This is a genomic window from Streptomyces roseoviridis (genome assembly GCF_039535235.1).
GTDB classification, from domain to species: Bacteria; Actinomycetota; Actinomycetes; order Streptomycetales; family Streptomycetaceae; genus Streptomyces; species Streptomyces roseoviridis.
In genome coordinates, this window is sequence record NZ_BAAAWU010000001.1 from 7,013,345 (window position 1) to 7,033,582 (window position 20,238).

General features: G+C 73.6%; 15 protein-coding genes and 1 pseudogene. 10 read left to right on the plus strand and 6 right to left on the minus strand.

Annotated features, from left to right (window positions below; genetic code table 11):
- Positions 1-143: 143 nt before the first annotated feature.
- From ABD954_RS31675 to ABD954_RS31700, 6 genes and pseudogenes are all read left to right on the plus strand, one after another.
- A complete protein-coding gene (locus ABD954_RS31675; protein ID WP_345491245.1) occupies positions 144-911 on the plus strand; it encodes a GntR family transcriptional regulator in 768 nt (255 codons plus the stop codon).
- Positions 912-995: 84 nt separating this feature from the next.
- Complete coding sequence (locus ABD954_RS31680) at positions 996-1,223, plus strand: 4Fe-4S dicluster domain-containing protein (RefSeq protein WP_125741086.1); 228 nt, start codon at positions 996-998, stop codon at positions 1,221-1,223.
- A gap of 14 nt (positions 1,224-1,237) precedes the next feature.
- Positions 1,238-2,590, plus strand: a complete 1,353-nt coding sequence (locus ABD954_RS31685; protein WP_345491254.1) for an ABC transporter substrate-binding protein — start codon at positions 1,238-1,240, stop codon at positions 2,588-2,590.
- A pseudogene (locus ABD954_RS31690) lies at positions 2,587-3,374 on the plus strand (ABC transporter permease); the annotation flags it as partial. The gene ABD954_RS31685 and the pseudogene ABD954_RS31690, both read left to right, overlap by 4 nt.
- A 239-nt stretch (positions 3,375-3,613) precedes the next feature.
- Positions 3,614-4,369, plus strand: coding sequence for an ABC transporter ATP-binding protein (locus ABD954_RS31695; RefSeq protein ID WP_345491255.1), 756 nt, complete (start codon positions 3,614-3,616; stop codon positions 4,367-4,369).
- 41 nt (positions 4,370-4,410) lie between these two features.
- Complete coding sequence (locus ABD954_RS31700) at positions 4,411-7,185, plus strand: fumarate reductase/succinate dehydrogenase flavoprotein subunit (protein ID WP_345491256.1); 2,775 nt, start codon at positions 4,411-4,413, stop codon at positions 7,183-7,185.
- A 190-nt stretch (positions 7,186-7,375) separates the two neighbouring features.
- On the opposite strand, the gene ABD954_RS31705 is transcribed toward ABD954_RS31700, so the two are convergent.
- From ABD954_RS31705 to ABD954_RS31720, 4 genes are all read right to left on the minus strand, one after another.
- Positions 7,376-7,801: a nuclear transport factor 2 family protein gene (locus ABD954_RS31705; protein ID WP_345491257.1), complete on the minus strand. Its 426-nt coding sequence runs from the start codon at positions 7,799-7,801 to the stop codon at positions 7,376-7,378.
- Between the two features lie 86 nt (positions 7,802-7,887).
- Positions 7,888-8,145 carry a cupin domain-containing protein gene (locus ABD954_RS31710; RefSeq protein ID WP_345491258.1) on the minus strand — a complete coding sequence of 86 codons (258 nt, stop codon included), beginning with the start codon at positions 8,143-8,145 and terminating at the stop codon, positions 7,888-7,890.
- Positions 8,142-8,669 (minus strand): hypothetical protein, encoded by a 528-nt coding sequence (locus tag ABD954_RS31715; RefSeq protein WP_345491259.1) that lies wholly within the window; start codon positions 8,667-8,669, stop codon positions 8,142-8,144. Before ABD954_RS31715 ends, ABD954_RS31710 begins: the two co-directional genes overlap by 4 nt.
- A gap of 296 nt (positions 8,670-8,965) precedes the next feature.
- The gene (locus ABD954_RS31720; RefSeq protein ID WP_345491260.1) at positions 8,966-10,018 is read right to left on the minus strand and encodes a GNAT family N-acetyltransferase; all 1,053 of its coding nucleotides are present in this window, start codon (positions 10,016-10,018) and stop codon (positions 8,966-8,968) included.
- Between the two features lie 80 nt (positions 10,019-10,098).
- On the opposite strand from ABD954_RS31720, the gene ABD954_RS31725 reads away from it, so the two are divergent.
- A complete protein-coding gene (locus tag ABD954_RS31725) occupies positions 10,099-12,993 on the plus strand; it encodes an AfsR/SARP family transcriptional regulator (protein WP_345491261.1) in 2,895 nt (964 codons plus the stop codon).
- A 77-nt stretch (positions 12,994-13,070) separates the two neighbouring features.
- Positions 13,071-14,255, plus strand: a complete 1,185-nt coding sequence (locus tag ABD954_RS31730; RefSeq protein WP_345491262.1) for a PP2C family protein-serine/threonine phosphatase — start codon at positions 13,071-13,073, stop codon at positions 14,253-14,255.
- 615 nt (positions 14,256-14,870) lie between these two features.
- Here the strand turns inward: ABD954_RS31730 and ABD954_RS31735 are convergent.
- Positions 14,871-15,173 carry a pyridoxamine 5'-phosphate oxidase gene (locus ABD954_RS31735; RefSeq protein WP_446696956.1) on the minus strand — a complete coding sequence of 101 codons (303 nt, stop codon included), beginning with the start codon at positions 15,171-15,173 and terminating at the stop codon, positions 14,871-14,873.
- Positions 15,174-15,316: 143 nt separating this feature from the next.
- On the opposite strand from ABD954_RS31735, the gene ABD954_RS31740 reads away from it, so the two are divergent.
- The gene (locus ABD954_RS31740) at positions 15,317-15,475 is read left to right on the plus strand and encodes a hypothetical protein (protein WP_345491264.1); all 159 of its coding nucleotides are present in this window, start codon (positions 15,317-15,319) and stop codon (positions 15,473-15,475) included.
- A gap of 83 nt (positions 15,476-15,558) precedes the next feature.
- Here ABD954_RS31740 and ABD954_RS31745 read toward each other — a convergent pair whose 3' ends face one another.
- Positions 15,559-16,752 (minus strand): aromatic ring-hydroxylating oxygenase subunit alpha, encoded by a 1,194-nt coding sequence (locus ABD954_RS31745; RefSeq protein WP_345491265.1) that lies wholly within the window; start codon positions 16,750-16,752, stop codon positions 15,559-15,561.
- Positions 16,753-16,996: 244 nt separating this feature from the next.
- On the opposite strand from ABD954_RS31745, the gene ABD954_RS31750 reads away from it, so the two are divergent.
- Positions 16,997-20,233, plus strand: coding sequence for an ATP-binding protein (locus tag ABD954_RS31750; protein WP_345491266.1), 3,237 nt, complete (start codon positions 16,997-16,999; stop codon positions 20,231-20,233).
- The last annotated feature ends 5 nt before the right edge of the window (positions 20,234-20,238 follow it).

The window sequence follows — 20,238 nt, forward strand, 5'->3', positions numbered from 1 at the left end:
CGGTCCACGTGGTGGGCGCCCAGGTGGCGGATCTCGGTGCCACGGTCATCGAAGTCGCAGGTCAGAGCGGTTTCCACGGGGCGTCGGATGGCGCAATACTGCGGCAACACCACCGGAGGGGGTCTCCCGGTACGTTCCCTGCCATGCCAGCCGAACCCACCCCCGCAGCCCGCCCGGTCGCCGCCGCGCGCCGTCGACGGCTGCGTGCGGACCGGGCCCGGCAGCTCGCCGACGTACTCCGCCACCAGATCCTCGCGGGCGGCTTCCCCGGCGGGATCCTGCCGCTCGAGGACGCCCTCGCCGCCGACTACCGGGTCAGCCGCAACACCGTGCGGCAGGCCCTGGACCTGCTGCGAGGGGAGCGCATCGTCGACCGCCAGCCCGGCGTCGGCACCGTGGTGGTGTGCGAGAAGTACCCGCACGGCTTGGACCGGCTCCAGGGCCTGGCCGAGACGCTCCACGAGCACGGCCGGGTCACCAACGAGGTCCGCACCGTCGGGCCGGTCACGGCTCCCGGCCCGGTGGCCCACCGGCTCGGCCTGCCCGAGCACACCGACGTGCTGTGCATCGAGCGGCTGCGCCGCCTGAACGGCCTGCCGCTGTCCCTCGACCTGTCCTACCTGCCCATGGACGTGGGCGGTGAACTGCTCGGCTGCGACCTCGAGAACACGGACGTCTTCCGGCTCCTGGAGTCGCTGACCGGCGGCCCGCTGGGACATGCCGAGATCACCCTGGAGGCCGTGAACGCCGACGCGCACTCCGCGGCGGTGCTCCAAGCCCCTCGCGGAGCGGCCGTACTGATGCTGGAGCGGCTGACCCATCTGCCCGACGGACGTCCGGTGGACCTGGAGTTCATCCGCTTCCGCGGTGATCGCATCACCATGAGCGGCGTGCTGCGCCGCTCGCCCTGACCCTTCCCCCGGGGACGTGGCGGACCCCGCGTCCTTCCCCCGTGTCCCCGTTTCCCCTTCCCCTCCCGGGCCTTGGAGACAGCCATGCCTCTTGTTCCGCAGCGCGCGGACGTACCCGTGACCATCGACGAGTCCAAGTGCATCGACGGCTGCACGCTCTGCGTCGACATGTGCCCGCTCGACTCGCTCGCGATCCGCGAGGACAACGGCAAGGCGTACATGCACGTGGACGAGTGCTGGTACTGCGGCCCGTGCGCGGCACGCTGCCCCACCGGCGCGGTGACCGTCAACATGCCCTACTTGCTCCGGTGAAAGGCCGCATCCCCATGACCACCAGGAAGAACCGCCTCCTGCCCCTGCTCCCGACCGCGCTGCTGCTCTCGCTGACCACCGCCTGCGGGGGCGCGGCGGGCGCCGACGGCGACGGCGACCCGTCGACCGTCACGGTGACCGTCGGGTACCAGTCCAAGACCATCAACACCGTCACCGCCGGCACCCTGCTGCGGTCCCTCGGCTACTTCGAGGAAGAGCTCGCGGCCCGGGGGAAGAAGGACGGCGTCACCTACCGGGTCGAGTGGCAGGACTACGCCACCGGTGCCCCCATCACCGCCCAGATGACGGCCGGGAAGATCGACATCGGGTCGATGGGCGACTTCCCGCTGCTGATCAACGCGGCCCGCGGCAAGGAGCTCAAGCAGCCCACGCGGCTGGTCGCGGTCACCGGCTACAACCTCCGCGGCGGCCTGAACACCGTGGTCACCCGCCCCGGCTCGCCCCTGCGGTCGCTGGCCGACCTGCGCGGCAAGAAGGTGTCCACCAGCGTCGGCTCCGCCGCGGACGGCACTTTGGTGAGGGCCCTCCAGCAGGCGGGCGTCGATCCGGACAAGGACGTACGCAAGCTCAACCAGCAGCCCAGCGTGGGGGCCTCGGCACTGGCGTCGGGCAGCGTCGACGCACTCTCCCAGTTCGTCGCCTGGCCGGGGAAGCTCGCCTTCGAGGGCAAGGCCACGGCCCTGTACGACGGGGCGCAGCTGAACCTGCCGACCTTCCACGGGGTCACCGTCCGGGAGGAGTTCGCCAAGGAGCGGGCCGGGATCCTGGACGACTTCCTCCGGGCGCAGCGGCGGGCCACCGACCATCTGCGCGCCCACCCGGTCGCCGCCGCCGAGTCGGTGGCGAAGGCCACCGGGCTGCCGGCGGAGGTGGTCTACCTGTACAACGGCGCACACGGCATCGCGACCTTCGATCCGGAGCTCCGACCGGAGCTGATCGCCGCGCTGAAGGCGGACGTGCCGGTGCTGAAGGCCGCCGGACTGGTGCGTGACGTCGACGTGGACGGCTTCGTCGACCCGGCGCCACTGAAGCGGGCCGTCACGTCCCCCGCGTATCCGGTGAGCGCCGCCGCCAAGCCCGAGCTGTGGCTGAAGGGCGCGAACACCACCCGGGTCTTCGAGAGCCCCGAGGAGCTGTTGAAGGCCGTCAAGGGAACGGACGTGCGGGCCGCCTACGTCCCGGACGCGCTGACCGGCACCCGCTGGTTCGCCGACAGGGCGGTGTGGGTCGCCGACGGGGCTCGGCTGCGCGCGTTCGTCACCCGGGCCAGCGCCGAGAAGTACGCCGGCGGGCGCCCCGGGGCCAGGGTCATCGGATACGCGGAGGCCCTGGAGCTGGCGTCATGAGGGCGGGCCGCTGGCTGGTGCGCGTGGCCTCGCTGGCCGCCGCCCTGGGACTGTGGCAGGTGCTGACGACTCTGGACGCCACGCTGTGGCTGCGGTTCGAGCTGTTCCCCACGGTCGGTGAGGTGGCGTCCGCCTTCACCGACCGGGTCGGCACCGGCGCCTACTGGCAGGACCTGGGCCACAGCCTGCGCCGGATCCTGGTCGGCTTCGCGCTGGCCGCGGTGATGGGGGTGGCGGTGGGCACGGCCGTCGCCCGGTCCCGGTGGGCCGCCGACCTGCTGGGGCCGCTGGTGGAGGTGGTGCGGCCGGTGCCGGCCATCGCGCTGGTGCCCGTCGCCATCCTGCTGCTGCCCACCAACGAACAGGGCATCGTGTTCATCACCTTCACCGCCGCCTTCTTCCCCGTCGTGGTGTCGACCCGGCACGCGGTCCGCGCGCTCACACCGGTCTGGGAGGAGGCCGTGCTCACCATGGGCGCCGGCCGGGCGCGGGTGCTGTTCTCGGTGGTGCTCCCGGGCGCCCTGCCGGGGATCTTCGGCGGCCTGTCGGTGGGCATCGGCGTCTCGTGGATCTGTGTGATCTCCGCCGAGATGATCTCCGGTGAGTACGGGGTGGCTACCGCACCTGGCAGGACTACACCATCGTCGACTATCCCGGGGTGTTCGTCGGGATGGCCACCATCGGCGCCCTCGGCTGGCTCACCTCGACCGCGGTCGAACTGCTGGGCCGCCGCGCGACCTCCTGGCTGCCCCGGCCCGCCTCGGGGCAGCCCACCGCCCCGCGCGGCGCCCCGCGCGGGTCCGGCCGCGCCCCCTCGGCCACCGGCGCGGGCGGTACGTCCGCCGGTACCGCCGCCGATACGGCCACCGGGGTGGGCGCCGGCGCAGAACTCCCTGCGCCCGCCCCCGCCGGTACGGCCACCGATACCGCCACCGGTACGGCCACCGGCGTGGACGCCAGCGCAGAGCCCTCCGCCCCCTACCCGGCGGCGAACCACGCCGCCGGCCGGAAGGAGCCGGTCCGATGAGCACCGCGACCACGTCCCCCGTGACCGTACCGGCGGGTGCCGCACTCGCCCTGACCGACGTACGGCTCGGCCACCCGGACGGCGCCGCCGTCCCCGGCACCGTCACGCTGCGGATCGCTCCGGGGGAACTGCTGGCCGTCGTAGGGCCCTCCGGCTGCGGCAAGTCCACGCTGCTGCGCACGCTCGCCGGGCTCCTGCCCCCGCTGGGCGGGCGGGTGACCCAGGACGGCGAGCCGGTCGTCCGGCCCGGCGCCGACCGGGCGCTCGTCTTCCAGCACGACGCCCTGCTGCCGTGGCGTACCGTCCGCGCGAACGTGGAACTGCCGCTGGCGATCCGCCGGGTCCCCCGGGGCGAGCGGCGGCGGGTGGCGGCCGACTGGCTGGAGCGGGTCGGCCTGGCCGGGCACGCCCACAAGCTGCCGTACCAGCTGTCCGGCGGACAGCGCCAGCGGGTGCAGCTGGCGCGCGCCCTGGCCGGACGGCCCCGCGCCGTCCTGATGGACGAACCCTTCGGCGCGCTCGACGCGCACACCCGCGCCGGGATGCAGGACCTGCTGGTCGACATCCTGCGGGGCACCGGCGCGACCGTCGTGTTCGTCACCCATGACGTGGACGAGGCCCTCCACCTGGGCGACCGCGTCCTGCTCCTGGGCTCCGGCCGGGTGCTGGACGTACCGCACCCGCGCCGCCGCGACGCCCAGCACGCCCCCGAGACCGCCGCTGTGCGCCGCCGCGTCCTCGCATCCCTCTGACAGCCGTCCGAAAGCTGACAGCCATCCGAAAGGCATCCGACGTGGACACCCTGGTGGACACCCCCCTGGCCATCCCCGACCTCGCCGAGGCCACCGAACTGACCTGCGACGTCCTCGTCATCGGCGGCGGCACCGCCGGCACCATGGCCGCGCTGACCGCGGCCGGGCTCGGCGCCGACGTGCTGCTGCTGGAGAAGGCGCACGTCAGGCACTCCGGCGCGCTCGCCATGGGAATGGACGGGGTCAACAACGCCATCATCCCGGGCCGGGCCGAGCCCGACGAGTACGTCGCCGAGATCACCCGCGCCAACGACGGCGTCGTCGACCAGTCCACCGTCCGGCAGACCGCGACCCGCGGCTTCGCGATGGTCCAGCGCCTGGAGTCGTACGGGGTGAAGTTCGAGAAGGACGAGCACGGCGAGTACGCGGTCCGCCAGGTGCACCGGTCCGGCTCGTACGTCCTGCCGATGCCGGAGGGCAAGGACGTCAAGAAGGTGCTCTACCGGCAGCTGCGACGGCGCGAGATGCGCGAGCGCATCCGTATCGAGAACCGCGTCATGCCGGTCCGGGTGCTCACCCACCCGGACGACGGCCGCGCCATCGGCGCCGCCGGGTTCCACACCCGCACCGGCGCGTTCGTCACCGTGCGCGCGGGGGCGGTGATCCTCGCCACCGGCGCGTGCGGCCGGCTGGGGCTGCCCGCCTCCGGTTATCTGTACGGGACGTACGAGAACCCCACCAACGCGGGTGACGGCTACGCCATGGCCTACCACGCGGGGGCCGCGCTCACCGGCATCGAGTGCTTCCAGATCAACCCGCTGATCAAGGACTACAACGGGCCCGCCTGCGCGTACGTCGCCAATCCGTTCGGCGGCTACCAGGTGAACCGGCACGGCGAGCGGTTCGTGGAGTCGGACTACTGGTCGGGGCAGATGATGTCCGAGTTCGCGGCCGAACTCGCCTCCGACCGCGGCCCGGTCTACCTCAAGCTCAGCCACCTGCCCGAGGAGACCATCACCGCCGTCGAGTCGATCCTGCACACGACGGAACGGCCCACCCGCGGCACCTTCCACCAGGGCCGCGGCCATGACTACCGCACCCACGACATCGAGATGCACATCTCCGAGATCGGGCTGTGCGGCGGGCACTCCGCCTCCGGAGTACGGGTGGACGCGCACGCCCGCACCACCGTGCCCCGGCTGTACGCGGCCGGCGACCTGGCCTGCGTACCGCACAACTACATGATCGGGGCATTCGTCTTCGGTGACCTGGCCGGCGAGGACGCCGCGCAATACCGTGCCTACGAGGGGGAGTTGCCCCGGGACCAGCTGGCCGCGGCCCACGACCTCGTCTACCGGCCGCTGCGCAGTCCGGACGGCCCCCCGCAGCCACAGGTGGAGTACAAGCTGCGGCGGTTCGTCAACGACTACGTGGCGCCGCCCAAGAGCGGGGCGAAGCTGTCGCTGGCGGTGGAGGCGTTCACCCGGATGTCCGAGGAGATCGCCGGGATGGGGGCGCGCACCCCGCACGAGCTGATGCGGTGCGCGGAGGTCACCTTCATCCGGGACTGCGCGGAGATGGCCGCCCGGGCCTCGCTGGCCCGCACCGAGTCCCGGTGGGGCCTGTACCACGAGCGGCTCGACCACCCGGGGCGGGACGACGAGGGCTGGCTGCACCACCTCGACCTGCGCAAGTCCGCGTCGGGGGCGATGGAGTTCACCGCGCGGCCCGTCGAGCCGTATGCGGTCCCCGTGCCGGAGTACGCGCCCGCCGCGGGGCCGGAGCGGCACCTGGGCGAGGTCACGCTGGTGCCGGTGACCACGGGCGGCCCGCGGGACGCCGCTCCCAGCGCCCGGCCGGCCGCGCCCGCGACGCCGACGGCGTCCGGGGCACCGGCCGGGACCCTGGAGACGCCCGAGGCGCCGGCCGGGGCGTCGGCGCCCAGCCCCGCACTCCTCCGCCTGCTGTCCCTGGCCGAGGAGTCCCCCGACCTGGAGGCGCTCCGCCCCTACCTCGGCGACACGGACCCGGCCGTACGGGCGGCCGCCGTGGCCGCGCTCGGGGAGACGGTGCCGGCCGGTGCCGGACCCGCGCTCGCCGAGCGCCTGCGGGACACCGCGCCGCGGGTCCGGGGAGCCGCCGCGGCCGCGCTGCGCGAACTCGTCGAGGTCCTGCCCGCGGAGGCCGGACTGGGGGCCGGGCTGCGCGAGGCGCTGGACGTCGCCGACGGAACCGTCCGGGCGGCCGCGCTCGACGTGCTGCGCTCCTTGCGCCTTGGTGACGCCGGGGTGTACGCCGCCGCGCTCGACGACACCGACATCGAGGTGCGCATCTCCGCCGTCCGGGCCCTGGTCTCGGTGGACGCGGTCGCGGAGCTCGCGGTGGCCGCCGCCGACCCCGCCCGCGAGGTCCGCGTGGCGGTCGCCCGGGGTCTCGCGGCCGTGCGCACCCCGGCTCCCGACCCGCTCGACCCGCTGCTGAAGGACCCGGACCCGCTCGTCCGGGGCGCCGCGCTGGCCGCGCTGGCCGCCACCGGCTGCCCGCCCCGGTACGCCGCGCTGGCCGCGGCCGCCCTGGACGACCCGGCCTGGCAGGTCCGGGCGGGCGCCGCGACCGCCCTCCGCGCGGCCCCGCCCGGACAGGCCGTCGCCCCCCTCACCGGTGCCCTGGCCGACCCCAACGCGGACGTCCGCAAGGCCGCCGTCCTCTCCCTCCTTCCCCACCGCGACGCACCCGGGGCCCGCGCGGCCCTCGCCACGGCCACCTCCGACCCGGACGCCGACGTCCGCGCCTACGCGTCCCGCCGCGACTCGTGATCCGGGCCGGCCCTTCTTCGGCGCTCTCGCCCAGGTGAAGGCCGGGATCGCGTGACCGACCGCCGACCGCCGACCGCCGACCGCCGATCACCGGACGGCGTCCGGCGTCCGGCGGCCGGCGGTCGGGCCCGAGGTTGCGCCGGTACGGGGGCGACGGCCCGCCCCCGTACCGTTCCTATCCGCGCGTCTCCTATCCGCGCGTCGCGGGCGGCCAGCCGTGTCCCCAGCCGCCCTGCACCATCGTCTGGAAGGCCCATCCTTCCCCGGTGCGGACCAGGAGGTCGGCATAGTGCATGCGCTGCTCGCGGCCCTCGTAGGTCAGGGACGCCTCGGTCTCGACGACCACGAGGTTCTCGCTGATGAAGCGGGGGGTGCGCGTGGACGTGAGGCCGAGGCTGGCCGTGCCCGCGCCGATGGCCTGCCGCATCGCCTCCACGTACTCCTCGCGCGTCCACTGCCGTACCGCGGCGCGCCCGCCGGGCACGTCGGTGGCCAGGTTCATGGGGAACACCGCCAGGTCCGCCAGGTCCTCGATCGCGCCGCGTTCGGCCAGGGCGTCGTAGTCGGCGAACCAGGCGTGGACGCTGCGCAGTTCTTCGGCGGTCGGCTGGTACATGTGATCTGCTCCTTGTCGGGGGTGCTGGACGGGGGTCGTTCGGGTGTCGGCACGGGGCGCCGCCGGGGCGCTCCCGGCGGGGCGGGTCACCGGGCCCAGGGCAGTGCGCGGGTTCCCTCCGTGCCCGGCACGGAGGCGACGCCGTCGGCACGCATCGCGACGTGGGCCTCGGCGTCCGTTGGGGCGTGGACCCGGCGGACCGGGCCGGGCGGCAGGATCACGGTCCGGCCGGCGGTGACCCGCTCGGTGCGGCCGCCGCAGGTCACCTCCAGCGTGCCCGCGGTGACCGTCCACACCTGTTCGCGGCTGACGGAGTGCTCGGGGCCGGTGGCTCCGGCCGTCATGGCGACGGTCCAGGTGCTGAGTTGCGTGCTGCCCCGGCTGGGGCCGCCAGGCCGGTCATGGTGGCGTTCGGGGAGACGGTGACGTGGTCGGCCGAGGGAGTGATCACCCGTGCCACGACGGCCCCGTCTCCGTCGGTGCGGTGGTCCTCGTCAGCCCGCGTGACGAGCCGCACGAGCAGCCCGCGGGGTCCGGTCGACCGGTCGGGGCGCTCGCCCCGGCCCTCGCCGTCCGGGAGCGCGGCGCCGGCGACCGCCGCCGGACGGGCCTCTCCGGAGGCCGGGCCGGTGACCGTGAACACGAGCGCCGGCTCCACCGCCTCCCCGTCCGTCCGCGCGACGGCGGGCCGGCCGTTGTCCGGTCCGCGCAGGACGATGTCGACGGTGGCGTCCTGGCCGATCAGGAAGGCCGATTCGTCGTCGGCCGCGGTCGTCCGGTGGCCGAGGCGGGTGCGGAGGAAGTCCCGGGACGCGTCCGCGTCCGCGTCGGCGACGGTCAGGGTGAGGGTGGCGGTGAGGACGTGCACGGATGCTCCTGGACGAAGGATGACGAGTGAGGTGGCGGGACCGACGGCTCCGTCGGGGCCCGCTGGTCCGGGTGGGCGGGGGAGTCGTGCCGCCGTCCCCGGTCGCTGCCGGTGCCGTCCGGGCCCCTCGGGGCCCCGGCCGGCGGGACGGGCCGCCCCGACGAGGAACCGCCGGACCGGACCGGAGACGGCGCCGGGACGACGCACGACCTCCCGTGGACGAGTCGGGAGCGCCCCGTCCCGCCGGTACGGAGAGGACGGGGGCGCGGTACGGAGCGGACCGGGCGCGGTACGGATCAGGCCGCGGGTACATCGAGCTGGAACTCCCGCGTGCGCCGGTACGAGCGGAAGCCCAGCGTGCGGTTGACGGCCAGCATGTGGACGTTGTCCTCGGCGTTGTCCGTCTCGATCTCGGTCACTTCGGGGTACGCGGCGCGCAGCCGGCGCGCCATGGCCGCCTTGAGCCACAGCCCCAGGCCGTGTCCACGGTGCACGGGCACGACGGCGGTGTCGTACTGCTGGACCCGCGGCGGCACCCCCCGGGGCACCAGGACCTCCGTGTAACCGGCCATCGTGCCGTCGTCGTGGACGGCGGCGACGGTCAGCAGGGTGTCCCCCCGCTCCGCGACCACCGCGGCCATGGCGCGGACGCGTTCGGCGTCCCACGCGACCCTGCCGTAGTCCAGATCTCCGACGGGCATGTCGTTCATCGCGTTCTTGGCCGCGGCGAAGGCCGTGGCGAGACCGTCGGGAACCGTTCCCGTCCAGCCGGTCAGCCGGTAACCGGGGTGCGCGGCCTCGGCGATCCGGCCGAGGGCGGCCTCGTCGACGCCGTCCAGGCGCAGGACCAGGTGGTCCAGGGTCAGCACGGGGCGGAACCCCCGCCCCGCGGCGAAGGCATCGCCCGGACCGTCGGCCGCCGCCTCGGCGATCAGGCGCCGCCGCTCCTCGGCACGGCAGGCGGCCGTGGCCGCCGCCAGCAGGAGGGATCCGGTGCCGCGGCGCCGGTGCGCGGGGTGGACCCGCAGCTCCAGCTCGGCCAGGTGCCGTTGCCCGGGGTCGGTGAACAGCCGCAGACCCGCGATGCCGACCGCGGCACCGTCCCGGCCGGTGGCCAGCCAGGTCAGGCGGCGGCTGCTCAGAGCGGCCCCGGTCAGCCGGGCCCGGGTCTGCGCGGGGTCGGGGACCGGTGCACCGGGCAGGTCGTGGGCGGTCGAGGCCGCGACGACCTCGTGCCACGCGTGGACTTCGGCGTCCGAGACGCGGTGCAGCGGGCGGACGTGGACCGATGGGGACGGCGACGTGGTGTCCCGTCCCGCCGGCGGTCCGGCGGTGTGGAGTGTTCGCATGCCGGCAACCCTGCCGGTCGATCTTGATACATTCCCGATGCTTCTTCGATGCGTGCGGGGGCGACCACAGGAGTGACGGCATGCGGTTCACGATCCTCGGCCCGGTGGAGGTCGCTCCGGACGGCGGTGCGCCTCGCCTGGCGCCCCGCCACCGTGCCGTGCTGGCCTACCTCTTGCTGCACGCCGGCGTCCCGGTCGGCACCGACCGCCTGGTCGAGGCGGTGTGGGGGCCGTTGCCGCCGGATTCCGCCCGCGCCCAGATCCAGACCACGATCGCCGCGATCCGGCGGACGCTGCGCGCCTCGGGGGCCGACGGGATGCTGGTGACGCGGCCGAGCGGGTACGTGCTCACCCCGGCGTCCGGACAACTCGACCTGGACGTGTTCACCGGCCTGCTCGCCCGCGCGTCCGACGCCCCGCAGGACGCGGACGACACCGCGGACCGCATCCGTGCCGCCCTGGCGCTCTGGCGGGGAGAGCCCCTGGGCGGCATCACCGCCCATTACGTCCCCGGCGCCCGCGCACGGCTGGTCGGACAGCTGCTGTCGGCCGTCGAACGCCTCGCCGAGCTGGAACTGGCCCGGGGGCGGCACGAGGCACTCATCGACGAACTCTCCGCCCACGCGGCGGCCCACCCCCTGCGGGAGCGTCTCCGTCGCCAGCTCATGCTCGCCCTGCACCGCGCAGGCCGCCAGACCGACGCCCTGGAGGCGGCACGCACCTACCGGGCCGCCCTGGCCGAACAGCAGGGACTCGACCCCGGCCCCGCGTTCGACAGGCTCGAACGGGACATCCTGCGGAACGACCCGGCCCTGCGGCCGCCGGCCCCCGCACCCGCGCGGCCGCGAGCCGGTGACTTCCTCCCGTACGACCTCCCGGACTTCACGGGACGCGAGGACGAGCTCGACGGGCTGGTCCGCCTGTGCCCGGACGAGCGCGGAGCCGCGGTGACGATGGTGGCGATCAACGGGATGGCCGGCGTCGGCAAGACCACGCTGGCGGTGCGCGCGGCGCACCGCCTCGCGCACCGCTACCCGGACGGCCGGCTCTTCCTCGACCTCCAGGCGCACACCGCCGGCCGCGCACCGCTCGACGCCGCGGACGCACTGGCGGCGCTCCTCGGGCAACTCGGTGTCCCGCCCCGGAACATACCCGCGCCGGTCCCCGAGCGCGCCGCGCTGTGGCGATCCGAACTCTCCGGCCGCCGTGTGCTCCTGGTGCTCGACAACGCCCCCGGCGCCGAGTGGATACGCCCCCTGCTGCCCGGATCCTCCCGCTCCCTCGTCCTCATCACCAGCCGCCGGCGCCTGACCGACCTGGACGGGGCGCACACGCTCGCGCTCGACGTGCTGCCCGCCGCCGACGCCGAGGAGCTGTTCGTGGCGATCGTCGGGGAACGGGCGGCCCGCGAACCCGGCGCCGTCCTGGACGTCCTGCGGTCCTGCGGGTTCCTCCCGCTGGCCGTCCGCATTGCCGCGGCCCGCCTGAGCCACCGCCCCCGCTGGACCGTCGCCCACCTCGCCGACCGGCTCCGCGACCACCGTCGCAGACTCTCCGAACTGGCCACCCCGGAGCGGGGAGTGGCCGCCGCGTTCGCGCTGTCCTACCAGCAGCTGGCCGCGGACCAGCAACGCATGTTCCGGCTCCTGGGACTGCAGCCGGGCCGCGACATCGGTCCCGAGGCGGCGGCCGCGCTGGCCGGTCTCCCGCCCGACCGGGCCGAGACGCTCCTGGAAGACCTCCTGGACGCCCACGTCCTCACCCAGCACCGGCCCGGCCGCTACACCTTCCACGACCTCCTGCGCGGACATGCCCTCGCCACCGCCGCCACCGAAGAGACCCCCGAAAGCCGGCGGGAGGCCCTCGACCGGCTGTTCCACCACCATCTCCACACGGCGAGCGAGGCCGTCGACCACCTCTACCCCGAGGGAAGGAACCGCAGGCCCCGCGTCCCGGCGCCGAAGAACCCGGGCCCGACCCCACGGGACGAGAGCGAGGCGACCACCTGGCTGGACGGCGAACGCGAGAACCTCGTGGCGGCCGGCCGGTACGCAGCCGAACACGGCCGGCCCGCGCACACCAGCCGGCTGTCCGCCACACTGCACCGCTACCTGCTCGGCCACGGCCACCAGGCCGACGCCCTGGCCCTCCACGAGCTGGCGCTGCGAGCCGCGCACCACACCGGTGACACCGCCGCCGAAGCGCGCACCCTCATCGATCTCGGTGAGGTGCACTTCTGGTGGCACGGCGCCCACGAGCGGGCGGTCGAGCACTACGAGCGGGCCCTGGAGCTGGCGCGCGCCGCCGGCGACCGGGAACCCGAGGCCCGAGCGCTGCGCAACCTCGGCTTCGTCGCCACGCGGCGGCGCGCGTACGAACGGGCCCAGGACCTCTGCACGCGGTCCCTCGCACTCTTCCGCGCCCTCGGCGACCGCGCAGGTGAAGCCGGATGCCTGACCGACCTCGGCATCGTCCACGGACGCCGGGGACGGCTCGACGACGCCGACGACCACCACCGGCAGGCACTGCGCGTGTACCGCGAGGCGGGATCCCGCATCGGCGAGACCATCGTGCTGAACAACATCGGGCTGCTCTACCAACGGCAGGGCCGCTTCGACGAGGCCCGGCGACACCACCACCGAGCCCTGGAGCTGAGCCGCGTGTTCTCCTTCCCGGGAGACGAGGCCGAGTCGCTCAACGCCCTGGCCGAAGCATCCCGGTCCCTGGGTGACCTCCCCCGGGCAGTGGTCGAACACGACGCCGCGCTCGTCCTCGCCCGCGAATGCGGCTACCGCTCCGAGCAGGCCCGGGCACACGACGGCCTGGCCCACGTCCACCGCGATCTCGGGCACGTCGACCTCGCCCATGTCCACGCCCGACAGGCCCTCGACCTGTACACCGCCCTCGCCGTCCCCGAGGCGGACGAGATCCGCACCCTCCTCGGCGGGCTGCCTCCGACCGCCGGTTCGACATGAGGTCCCCCCGGGGGTGACGGGGTGGTGCATGTGCCGGTCGAGGGGGAAGGAGAGCTCACAACCCTTTGGAGGCTGACGTGGCTGGTGACCGGATGGGGCTGGCGCAGGTGCTGGCGGCCGCCGAGGCCGCCGCTCCGGTGGACTCGCTGGACGTGGTGGCGCGCAATCTGCGGGAGCGGTTCGGCGCCCGGTACGTGTCGTTCCTGTTCGTCGACGTCGTCGGCCGACGCCTGCTGCGGGTGCACGACACCGCCACCCAGCAGCAGGAGGACCGTGCTGAGCAGGTCCCCCTGGCCGGCAGCGGCGTCTACGACGAGGTCCTGCGCAGCCAGCGCCTGCTCCGGGCACCGGACGGCGCGGAGAGGCAGCGGGTGCTCGCACCGGTCACCAACCGCGGCGACGCCATCGGCGTCCTGGAACTCTTCCTCACCGACGCCACCCCGGACGTGCTGGACCAGATCCAGGAGGCCGCACACGCGCTGGCGTACGTCATCGTCACCGACCGGCGCTTCACCGACCTCTACCACTGGGGCAACCGCACCACCAAAGTGAGCCTGTCCGCGGAGATCCAGCGCCAGCTCCTGCCCACCGCCTCCGCCTGCGAAGCTCCCCAGTTCACCCTCGCCGGCGCCCTGGTGCCCGCCTCCGACATCGCCGGTGACACCTACGACTACAGCCTCGACGCCCACACCCTGCATCTGTCGATCACCGACGCGATGGGGCACGACGTCAGCGCATCCCTGATGGCCACCCTCCTGGTCAACGCCTCCCGCGGCGCCCGCCGCGCCGGCGAGGACCTCGCCGAACAGGCCCGCCGAGTCCACCAGGCACTCCTCGCCCACGGCCACCACAGCATCGCCACCGGCCAGCTCCTGCGCATCGCCCTCGACGGCACCGGCGCCCAGCTCGTCAACGCCGGCCACCCCTGGCCGCTGCGGCTGCGTGACGGCGCCGTCAGCGAACTCAGCCTGGCCGTGAACCTGCCCTTCGGCGTCGTCACCCAAGGCGCCTACCAGGTCCAGCACCTCGACCTGCGACCCGGTGACCGCCTGCTGCTCCACACGGACGGCATGCAGGAACGCGACGCGGAAACCGTCGACCTGCCCGGCCTCCTGCGCAAGACCGCCGACGAACACCCCCGCGAAGTGGTACGCACGCTGGTCGGCGCGGTCAGCGACGCCTATGAAGGCCGTCCGCCCCGGGACGACGCCACCGTCCTGTGCCTGGACTGGCACGGCCCCACCCCGCCCGCAACGCCGTGAGCGTGCCGACCACGGTCCGCGCCGACCAACCAAGCGGGCGATCGGGGCCACGGAGGTGATCAAGGAGCTGATACGCCGGTCCCTCGACCACCCTCCGCCCGGCCCGTCCCGCCGGCCCCGCTTCCGGCGACTGCCGGCGGGCCGGCGCCGCCCCCGCCGGGCGGAAGGGGTCGGCTACCTCAGTGGTCGCCCCTGGAGGTCAGCCAGCTGACGGCCAACAACCGCCACTGATCCGCGATCACCCATGGCTTGCCGGGCTCAACCAGGACGCGGGGTGTCGGCACGGGTGCTGACCTGGGGTTTCGGGTGAGCACCGAACCAGCACGGGAGCCAGAACCTCACCGCCAGAACCGGGCGCACTGGTCAGACCAGGCACCCCCCGTATCGAGACCGCTCGACCGATCCCGTGGCGCAGTCCGACCTGGCATGGTGGCGGCCCGCACCTCCGCCCCCGAACTATGGTGTCCCACCACATACGCGTCTGACCTGTGTCTTCCTACGGTGTGGCGACACGAAACAGTCCCCGTCACCCGCTCGGAAGTGGTGCACACGGCCGCCGCAACACACGCTCCCACGCCCCTCGGACCCTCATTTCGCCCGCGCCGGGGCGGGCGATCACCAGCCGGAGGGCTTGGTGGGGCCCAGGACGCGGGTGACGGTGACCTCGATGACGACCCGGTGGGAGTTGACCCGTGGGGTCTCGTACCGCTCGGTGCCGGCGCTCGGCGTCGGCGACGGAGGCCGGGTCGTCCTTGACCAAGGCGGTCCCTTCGAGGATGGACCAGCGCCGACCTTCGGCCTGACTGATGGTGACGCGGGCTTCGGTGCCAGCGGCCGGGGCGGCGCGGATGTACGGACCTTCTTGTTGCCGCTGTCGGTGATGACCCGGGCGATCCGCGTCTCGTGGTCGTACGTCACGCCGACAGGAGTGGTGTGCGGGGAACCGTCGGGCCGGAGAGTGGTCAGGAAGCCGTGTGGCAGAGGGGAGGGCCAGGCACGCTCGTATCCGTGGTGAATCTCATTCGTCCTGTGCTTATGGGTGAACAGGTCAATCACATGGCATGCCCTCTTCTGCCGTGATGGCGACGGCTCGCGGGATCATGCGGGAAGACGGCGGGTCCATCGGCACCGGGGAGACGGTGCTCGACGCGGCGAAGAAGACCAGCGTGCGCTGCCGCCGTGCGACGCGGCGGGTGGGCACGGCCCACTGGGCGGCATAGCGAGCGCGGTGAAGGGAGCGGCCACCCGACGTCGGCAGCTCAGCACCTGCCCGTAAGACTTCGCCGGCCGGTCCGCCGGTCGGTCAGGGGAGGCGGCTGGGCTGTGCGAGGCGGTCGGCGAGATAGTGCTGGAACTGCCACAGGGGGCGCTCCAGGTGTGAGAAGCGTCCGCCCGATGGCCCCGGATCGGTGGCGAGCCCTCGTTGCACGCCCCGGATGGCCACCGCGTCCTCACTCTGGATCGTTTCCAGCTGCTGACGTGAGGCGATGACGTAGGCGTCGAATCCCGGATTCGCCCGGGCCTCCGGCGGCACGAGCACCGTGAAATGGGCGTCATGCGTTTCCGGTCCGGTGGGAATCCACCGCGCGAACGTCACACTGTCCGGCAGGAGGGCCAGCACCAGGTGCGGGAAGACGCCTGCGATCGTCATGCCGGACAGTTCCCGCTCCCCGAGGCCGGGGATCAAGGTACCCGCCGCACCGGTCGCGACCTTCAGAGCGTCAGCGGCGAAGGGCGTGTACGTGGTGAACCAGCGTCCGTCGCAGTCGTCGACGAGGGTGTCCTTGCCCGGCAGGACCGGATCGAGGGTCGCCACGTGGCTCCCCATGTGGTGGTAGTTCTCCGAGCCGTTCTCCAGCGCCACCTTCCAGTTCGCCGCCACGCCCTCCCACACGGCGGTGTAGGCCACGACGAGGTCCGGCAGCCGGTAGGCGGACAGCTTGGCCGTCAGCTCCTCGAGCTGCGGGCCCAGCGCCGAAGCGTCGGGATCGGCACAGATCATGATCAGTCCGTTCCACACCTCCAGGCGGTAGCGGGGCAGCCGGCACGCCGCACGGTCGAAATCGACCCTGCTCATCAGGGGCGCCCCGGCCAGCTGCCCGGCGTACTCGCCGTTCAGCCGGTACGTCCAGGTGTGATACGGGCACGTCAGCCGCTTCAGGGACCCCTGCTCGGGTGCGGTTTCCGGGGGGAGGACATCCATGAAGCGGTGCCGGCACACCCGGGACAGCGCGTGCAGCCCCCCGTCCTCGTCCCGTGTGATGACCACGGGTTCGCCCAGCACGTCGGTGCGCAGGTAGTCACCGGGCCGTGCGACCTGGCTCACGTGCCCGGCGCACACCCAGTCGGAGCGGAAGACGTGCTCCCTCTCCAGGCGGTAGAAGTCCTCGCTGGTGTAGGCCCGTGCCGGAAGCGTCTCGCCGCGCTCCAGCGGGAGTGCCGCCAGGCGCGTCAGCTCCTCCAGGAGGAAATCGAGTTCGAGTCCTCGGTGCGGCATGGTGCCACCACCCTTCATCGGTTCCCTCCAGCGTGCGCCGAGGCCCGTGGGCAGCGAATCACCGCCAGGGTCGATACTCGCGTAGTCCTTTCGATGCAGACGCCCGGTTGACGAAGTTGATCCACTTTTCGAACAGCCACTACGCTCCCGATCAGGAACACGGCTACGGCCGGTAGGACCGTGGACGCTGCGGGGGTGGTGGCATGGGGGCCTCGGGGAGCTGGTGCTGTGGCCGGTGCCGGACATGAGCGCACTGCCGTCCGGACGACTGCTGGGGCGCGACGACTCCCTGCGTGCGGTACGGGCCCGTATCGAGCGCGCGGTCGCCGGACACGGTGGCGTGCTGCTGATCACCGGCGAGGCGGGCATCGGCAAGACGTCGCTCGCCGGCCGCGCGGTCCAGGAGGCGCGGGGCGTGGGCCTGGCCGTCCTGCGCGGAGCGTGCTGGGACGCCGACGGCACTCCCGGGTACTGGCCGTGGACGCAGGTAGTCCGCAGCCTGCGCCGATCCGCGCGGACGGAAACGTGGGAGGCCGCATCGGAAGCGGCCGGCGCGGCCTGGGAGGTCCTGCTCGGGGGCAGCGGAGCCGAGGACGCGGATCAGTTCCAGCTGTTCGACGCGGTCACCACCCTGCTGGTCACCGCCGCTCAGCACCAGCCCGTGCTGGTTGCGCTGGAGGACGTGCACTGGGCCGACCCGGCGTCGGTGGCGTTGCTGGAATTCGCCGCCCAGCACCTGTCGCTGGAACGGGTCCTGATCCTGGCCACGTGCAGGGACGTGGAGATCGAGCGACCAGACCACCCGTCGCGCGATCGGCTGCGCTCGCTCATGACCCGGGCCACGACGCTCACGCTCCCGGGTCTGGGAGCGGCGGACGTCGCCGAACTGATGCACCGCACTGCGGGGAGGACACCGGACGACGCCCTGGTCACCGAGGTCCTGCGCCGCACCGGAGGCAACCCCTTCTTCGTCCAGGAGACCGCTCGCCTGTGGGCCGGTGGCCACGAGGTGACGGCGGTCTCGCCAGGTCTGCACGCCTCGCTCCAGCAGCGGCTACGGCTGCTGGACCAACCGGTAGCCACCTGCCTCGGCGCCGCGTCCGTACTGGGGCGACGCTTCCGCACCGACATCCTGGCCCGCGTCCTGGGCACTCCGCCGACGGAAGTACGCCGTTGGCTGGCCCAGGCCACCGACGCCCAGCTGGTCGAGCGGGAGTGCTCGGGAGAGGTCGTCTTCAAGCACGACCTGGTCCGCGAGACCCTGTACGGAGACCTGGACGCACAGCGGGCCCGCAGGCTCCACGCCGCCGCCGTACACGCGCTGCGCGACACGGCGGCCGCCTCGATGGAGGTGATGCTCCCCGGGGAGCTGGCCCGCCACGCCCACCTCGCCTTCGAGGAACTGGACCGGGATGAGGCGGTGGACCTGATGCTGTCCGCGGCGCGGCACGCGGAGCACCGTTTGGCACACGAGGAGGCGGTGGGCCACTACGGGCGCGCCCTGGACCGCCTCGCCGACGCGGACCCCGCCCGGCGCGTGCTGATCGGCCTCGACCTCGGGCTCGCCCTCCAGCTGACCGGCGAGCAGGAGCGCTCGTGGCGGGTGTTCGCGGACGCCGCCGCGCTGGCGAGAGGTCTCGGTCGGCCGCTGCTGATGGGACGCGTCGCGCTGACGCTCTACGGCGCCGACGGACGCGGCGACACGACGTCGCTGAAGCCGCGCGCCCTTCACTGGGCGCACGAGCAGCTCATCGCTTCGGACATGACGACGGCTTCGACGGCCACGATGGCCGAAGGACGATGTGGCGCTGGGGACGACGACGTCCTGCCGGTGTCGAACCGCACGGAACTCCAGCTCTCGGAGTCCCTCTTGGCTCGCAGCGTCGCGGCGGCGGTGGTCGCCACGGCCCGCGAGGCGGGTGACGACGACGCTCTGCACGTCGGACTGTGGGCACGCATGCAGGCGGAGTGGGGTCCACAGGCCGCGGGCGGCCGGCGCGAGCTGGCTGCCGAGCTCGTTGCGGTGTCCCGGCGCCGTGGCGACCGTTGGACCGAGCATGTGGCGATGTCCATGCGGTGGGTCGCGGGGCTCGAGGCGGGTGACCCGCGGTTCCTCGACGACTTCCACGCCATGGTGGCCGTGGCCGCATCCGATGGCTCCCCCCGCTTGCGGCTGACCTCTGTCATCGACCGCAGCGTCGTGCTCGCCATGGCGGGTCGGTTCGACGAGGCGGAGGAGTTGCTGGAGGAGTCCGAGTCCCTGAGCGCGACCGGCCCCAACTACCACCGGCACTTCCTCGCCCACCACCGGTGGGCCCTGCTCGTCCTGCGGGGTGACTTCGCCCAGGCGAGGCTGTCACTTGACGCCTTACGCGGCCGTCAGCACCCGTACGTGGACCTCCTGGAGGCCCTTACCGAGCTGGAGGCCGGGGAACACCTGCGCGAACCTGCTTCCCGGCCCGGCTCCGGAGCCGACGGCGACACGGCGCTGCACCGCGCCCTGACCCCGTTGTGGCTGCGCTACCAGGCGCAGGCGGCCGTCGCCTCTGGTGATCCGGCGTGGTGCGACGACGCCCGCGCCGCGCTTGCCCCGTATGAAGGCCAGTGGCTGGTTTCCCTTCTGGGATGGGACATCGGCGGCCCGGCGACGCTGTGGCTGGGCATGCTCGACGCCGCCCGCCGACGGTGGGACTGCGCGATCCGCCGGCTCACCGCGGCCCTGGAATCGGCCGAGCGGCTGCACGCACCGCCCTGGGCGCTGCGGGCTCGGATCGAACTGGCCTGCGCGCTCGCGGAGCGGGGCACCGACGGTGACCATGATCTCGCCGCTCTCATCAGGGAGGCGACGTCGCAGGCGCAGCGCCTGGCCATGCCCCACCTGCTCACGCGGATCGAGCATCTCACCGCGCTCCCGTCCCAGAGCCGCCCGGCCGTCCCGTCGTGCGAGTTCCGCCGCAACGGTGAGGTGTGGCGCCTGACGTTCGAGGGCCGCACCGTGCACCTGCCCGACGCGAAGGGCCTGCGGGACCTGCACGTCCTGCTGAGCCTCCCCGGCCAGGACATCGCCGCCGTCCGCCTGCTGAACCCGGACGACGACTCCGTGGCCACCGCACACGGACTGGGCGCCGACGAGGTCCTGGACGAGGAGGCCCGACGGTGCTACCGCCGTCACCTGGAGCGGCTGGAGACGGAGATCGACCGCGCCGTGGAGCGGGGCGACGACGCACGCGCGGCCGCGTACGACCGGGAACGCGCCGCCCTGCTGGACGAACTACGTCGTCACGCGGGCCTCGCAGGCCGCCCACGCCGACTGGGAGACCCGCGTGAACGCGCCCGCAAGAACGTCACCGCCCGCATCCGCGACACCCTGCGCAGACTGGACGACCAGCACCCGGCCCTCGCCGCTCACCTGCGCCGCACGATCTCCACCGGCACGCTGTGCCGCTACACCCCCGACCAGGAGATCCGCTGGCACCTGTGAAGAAG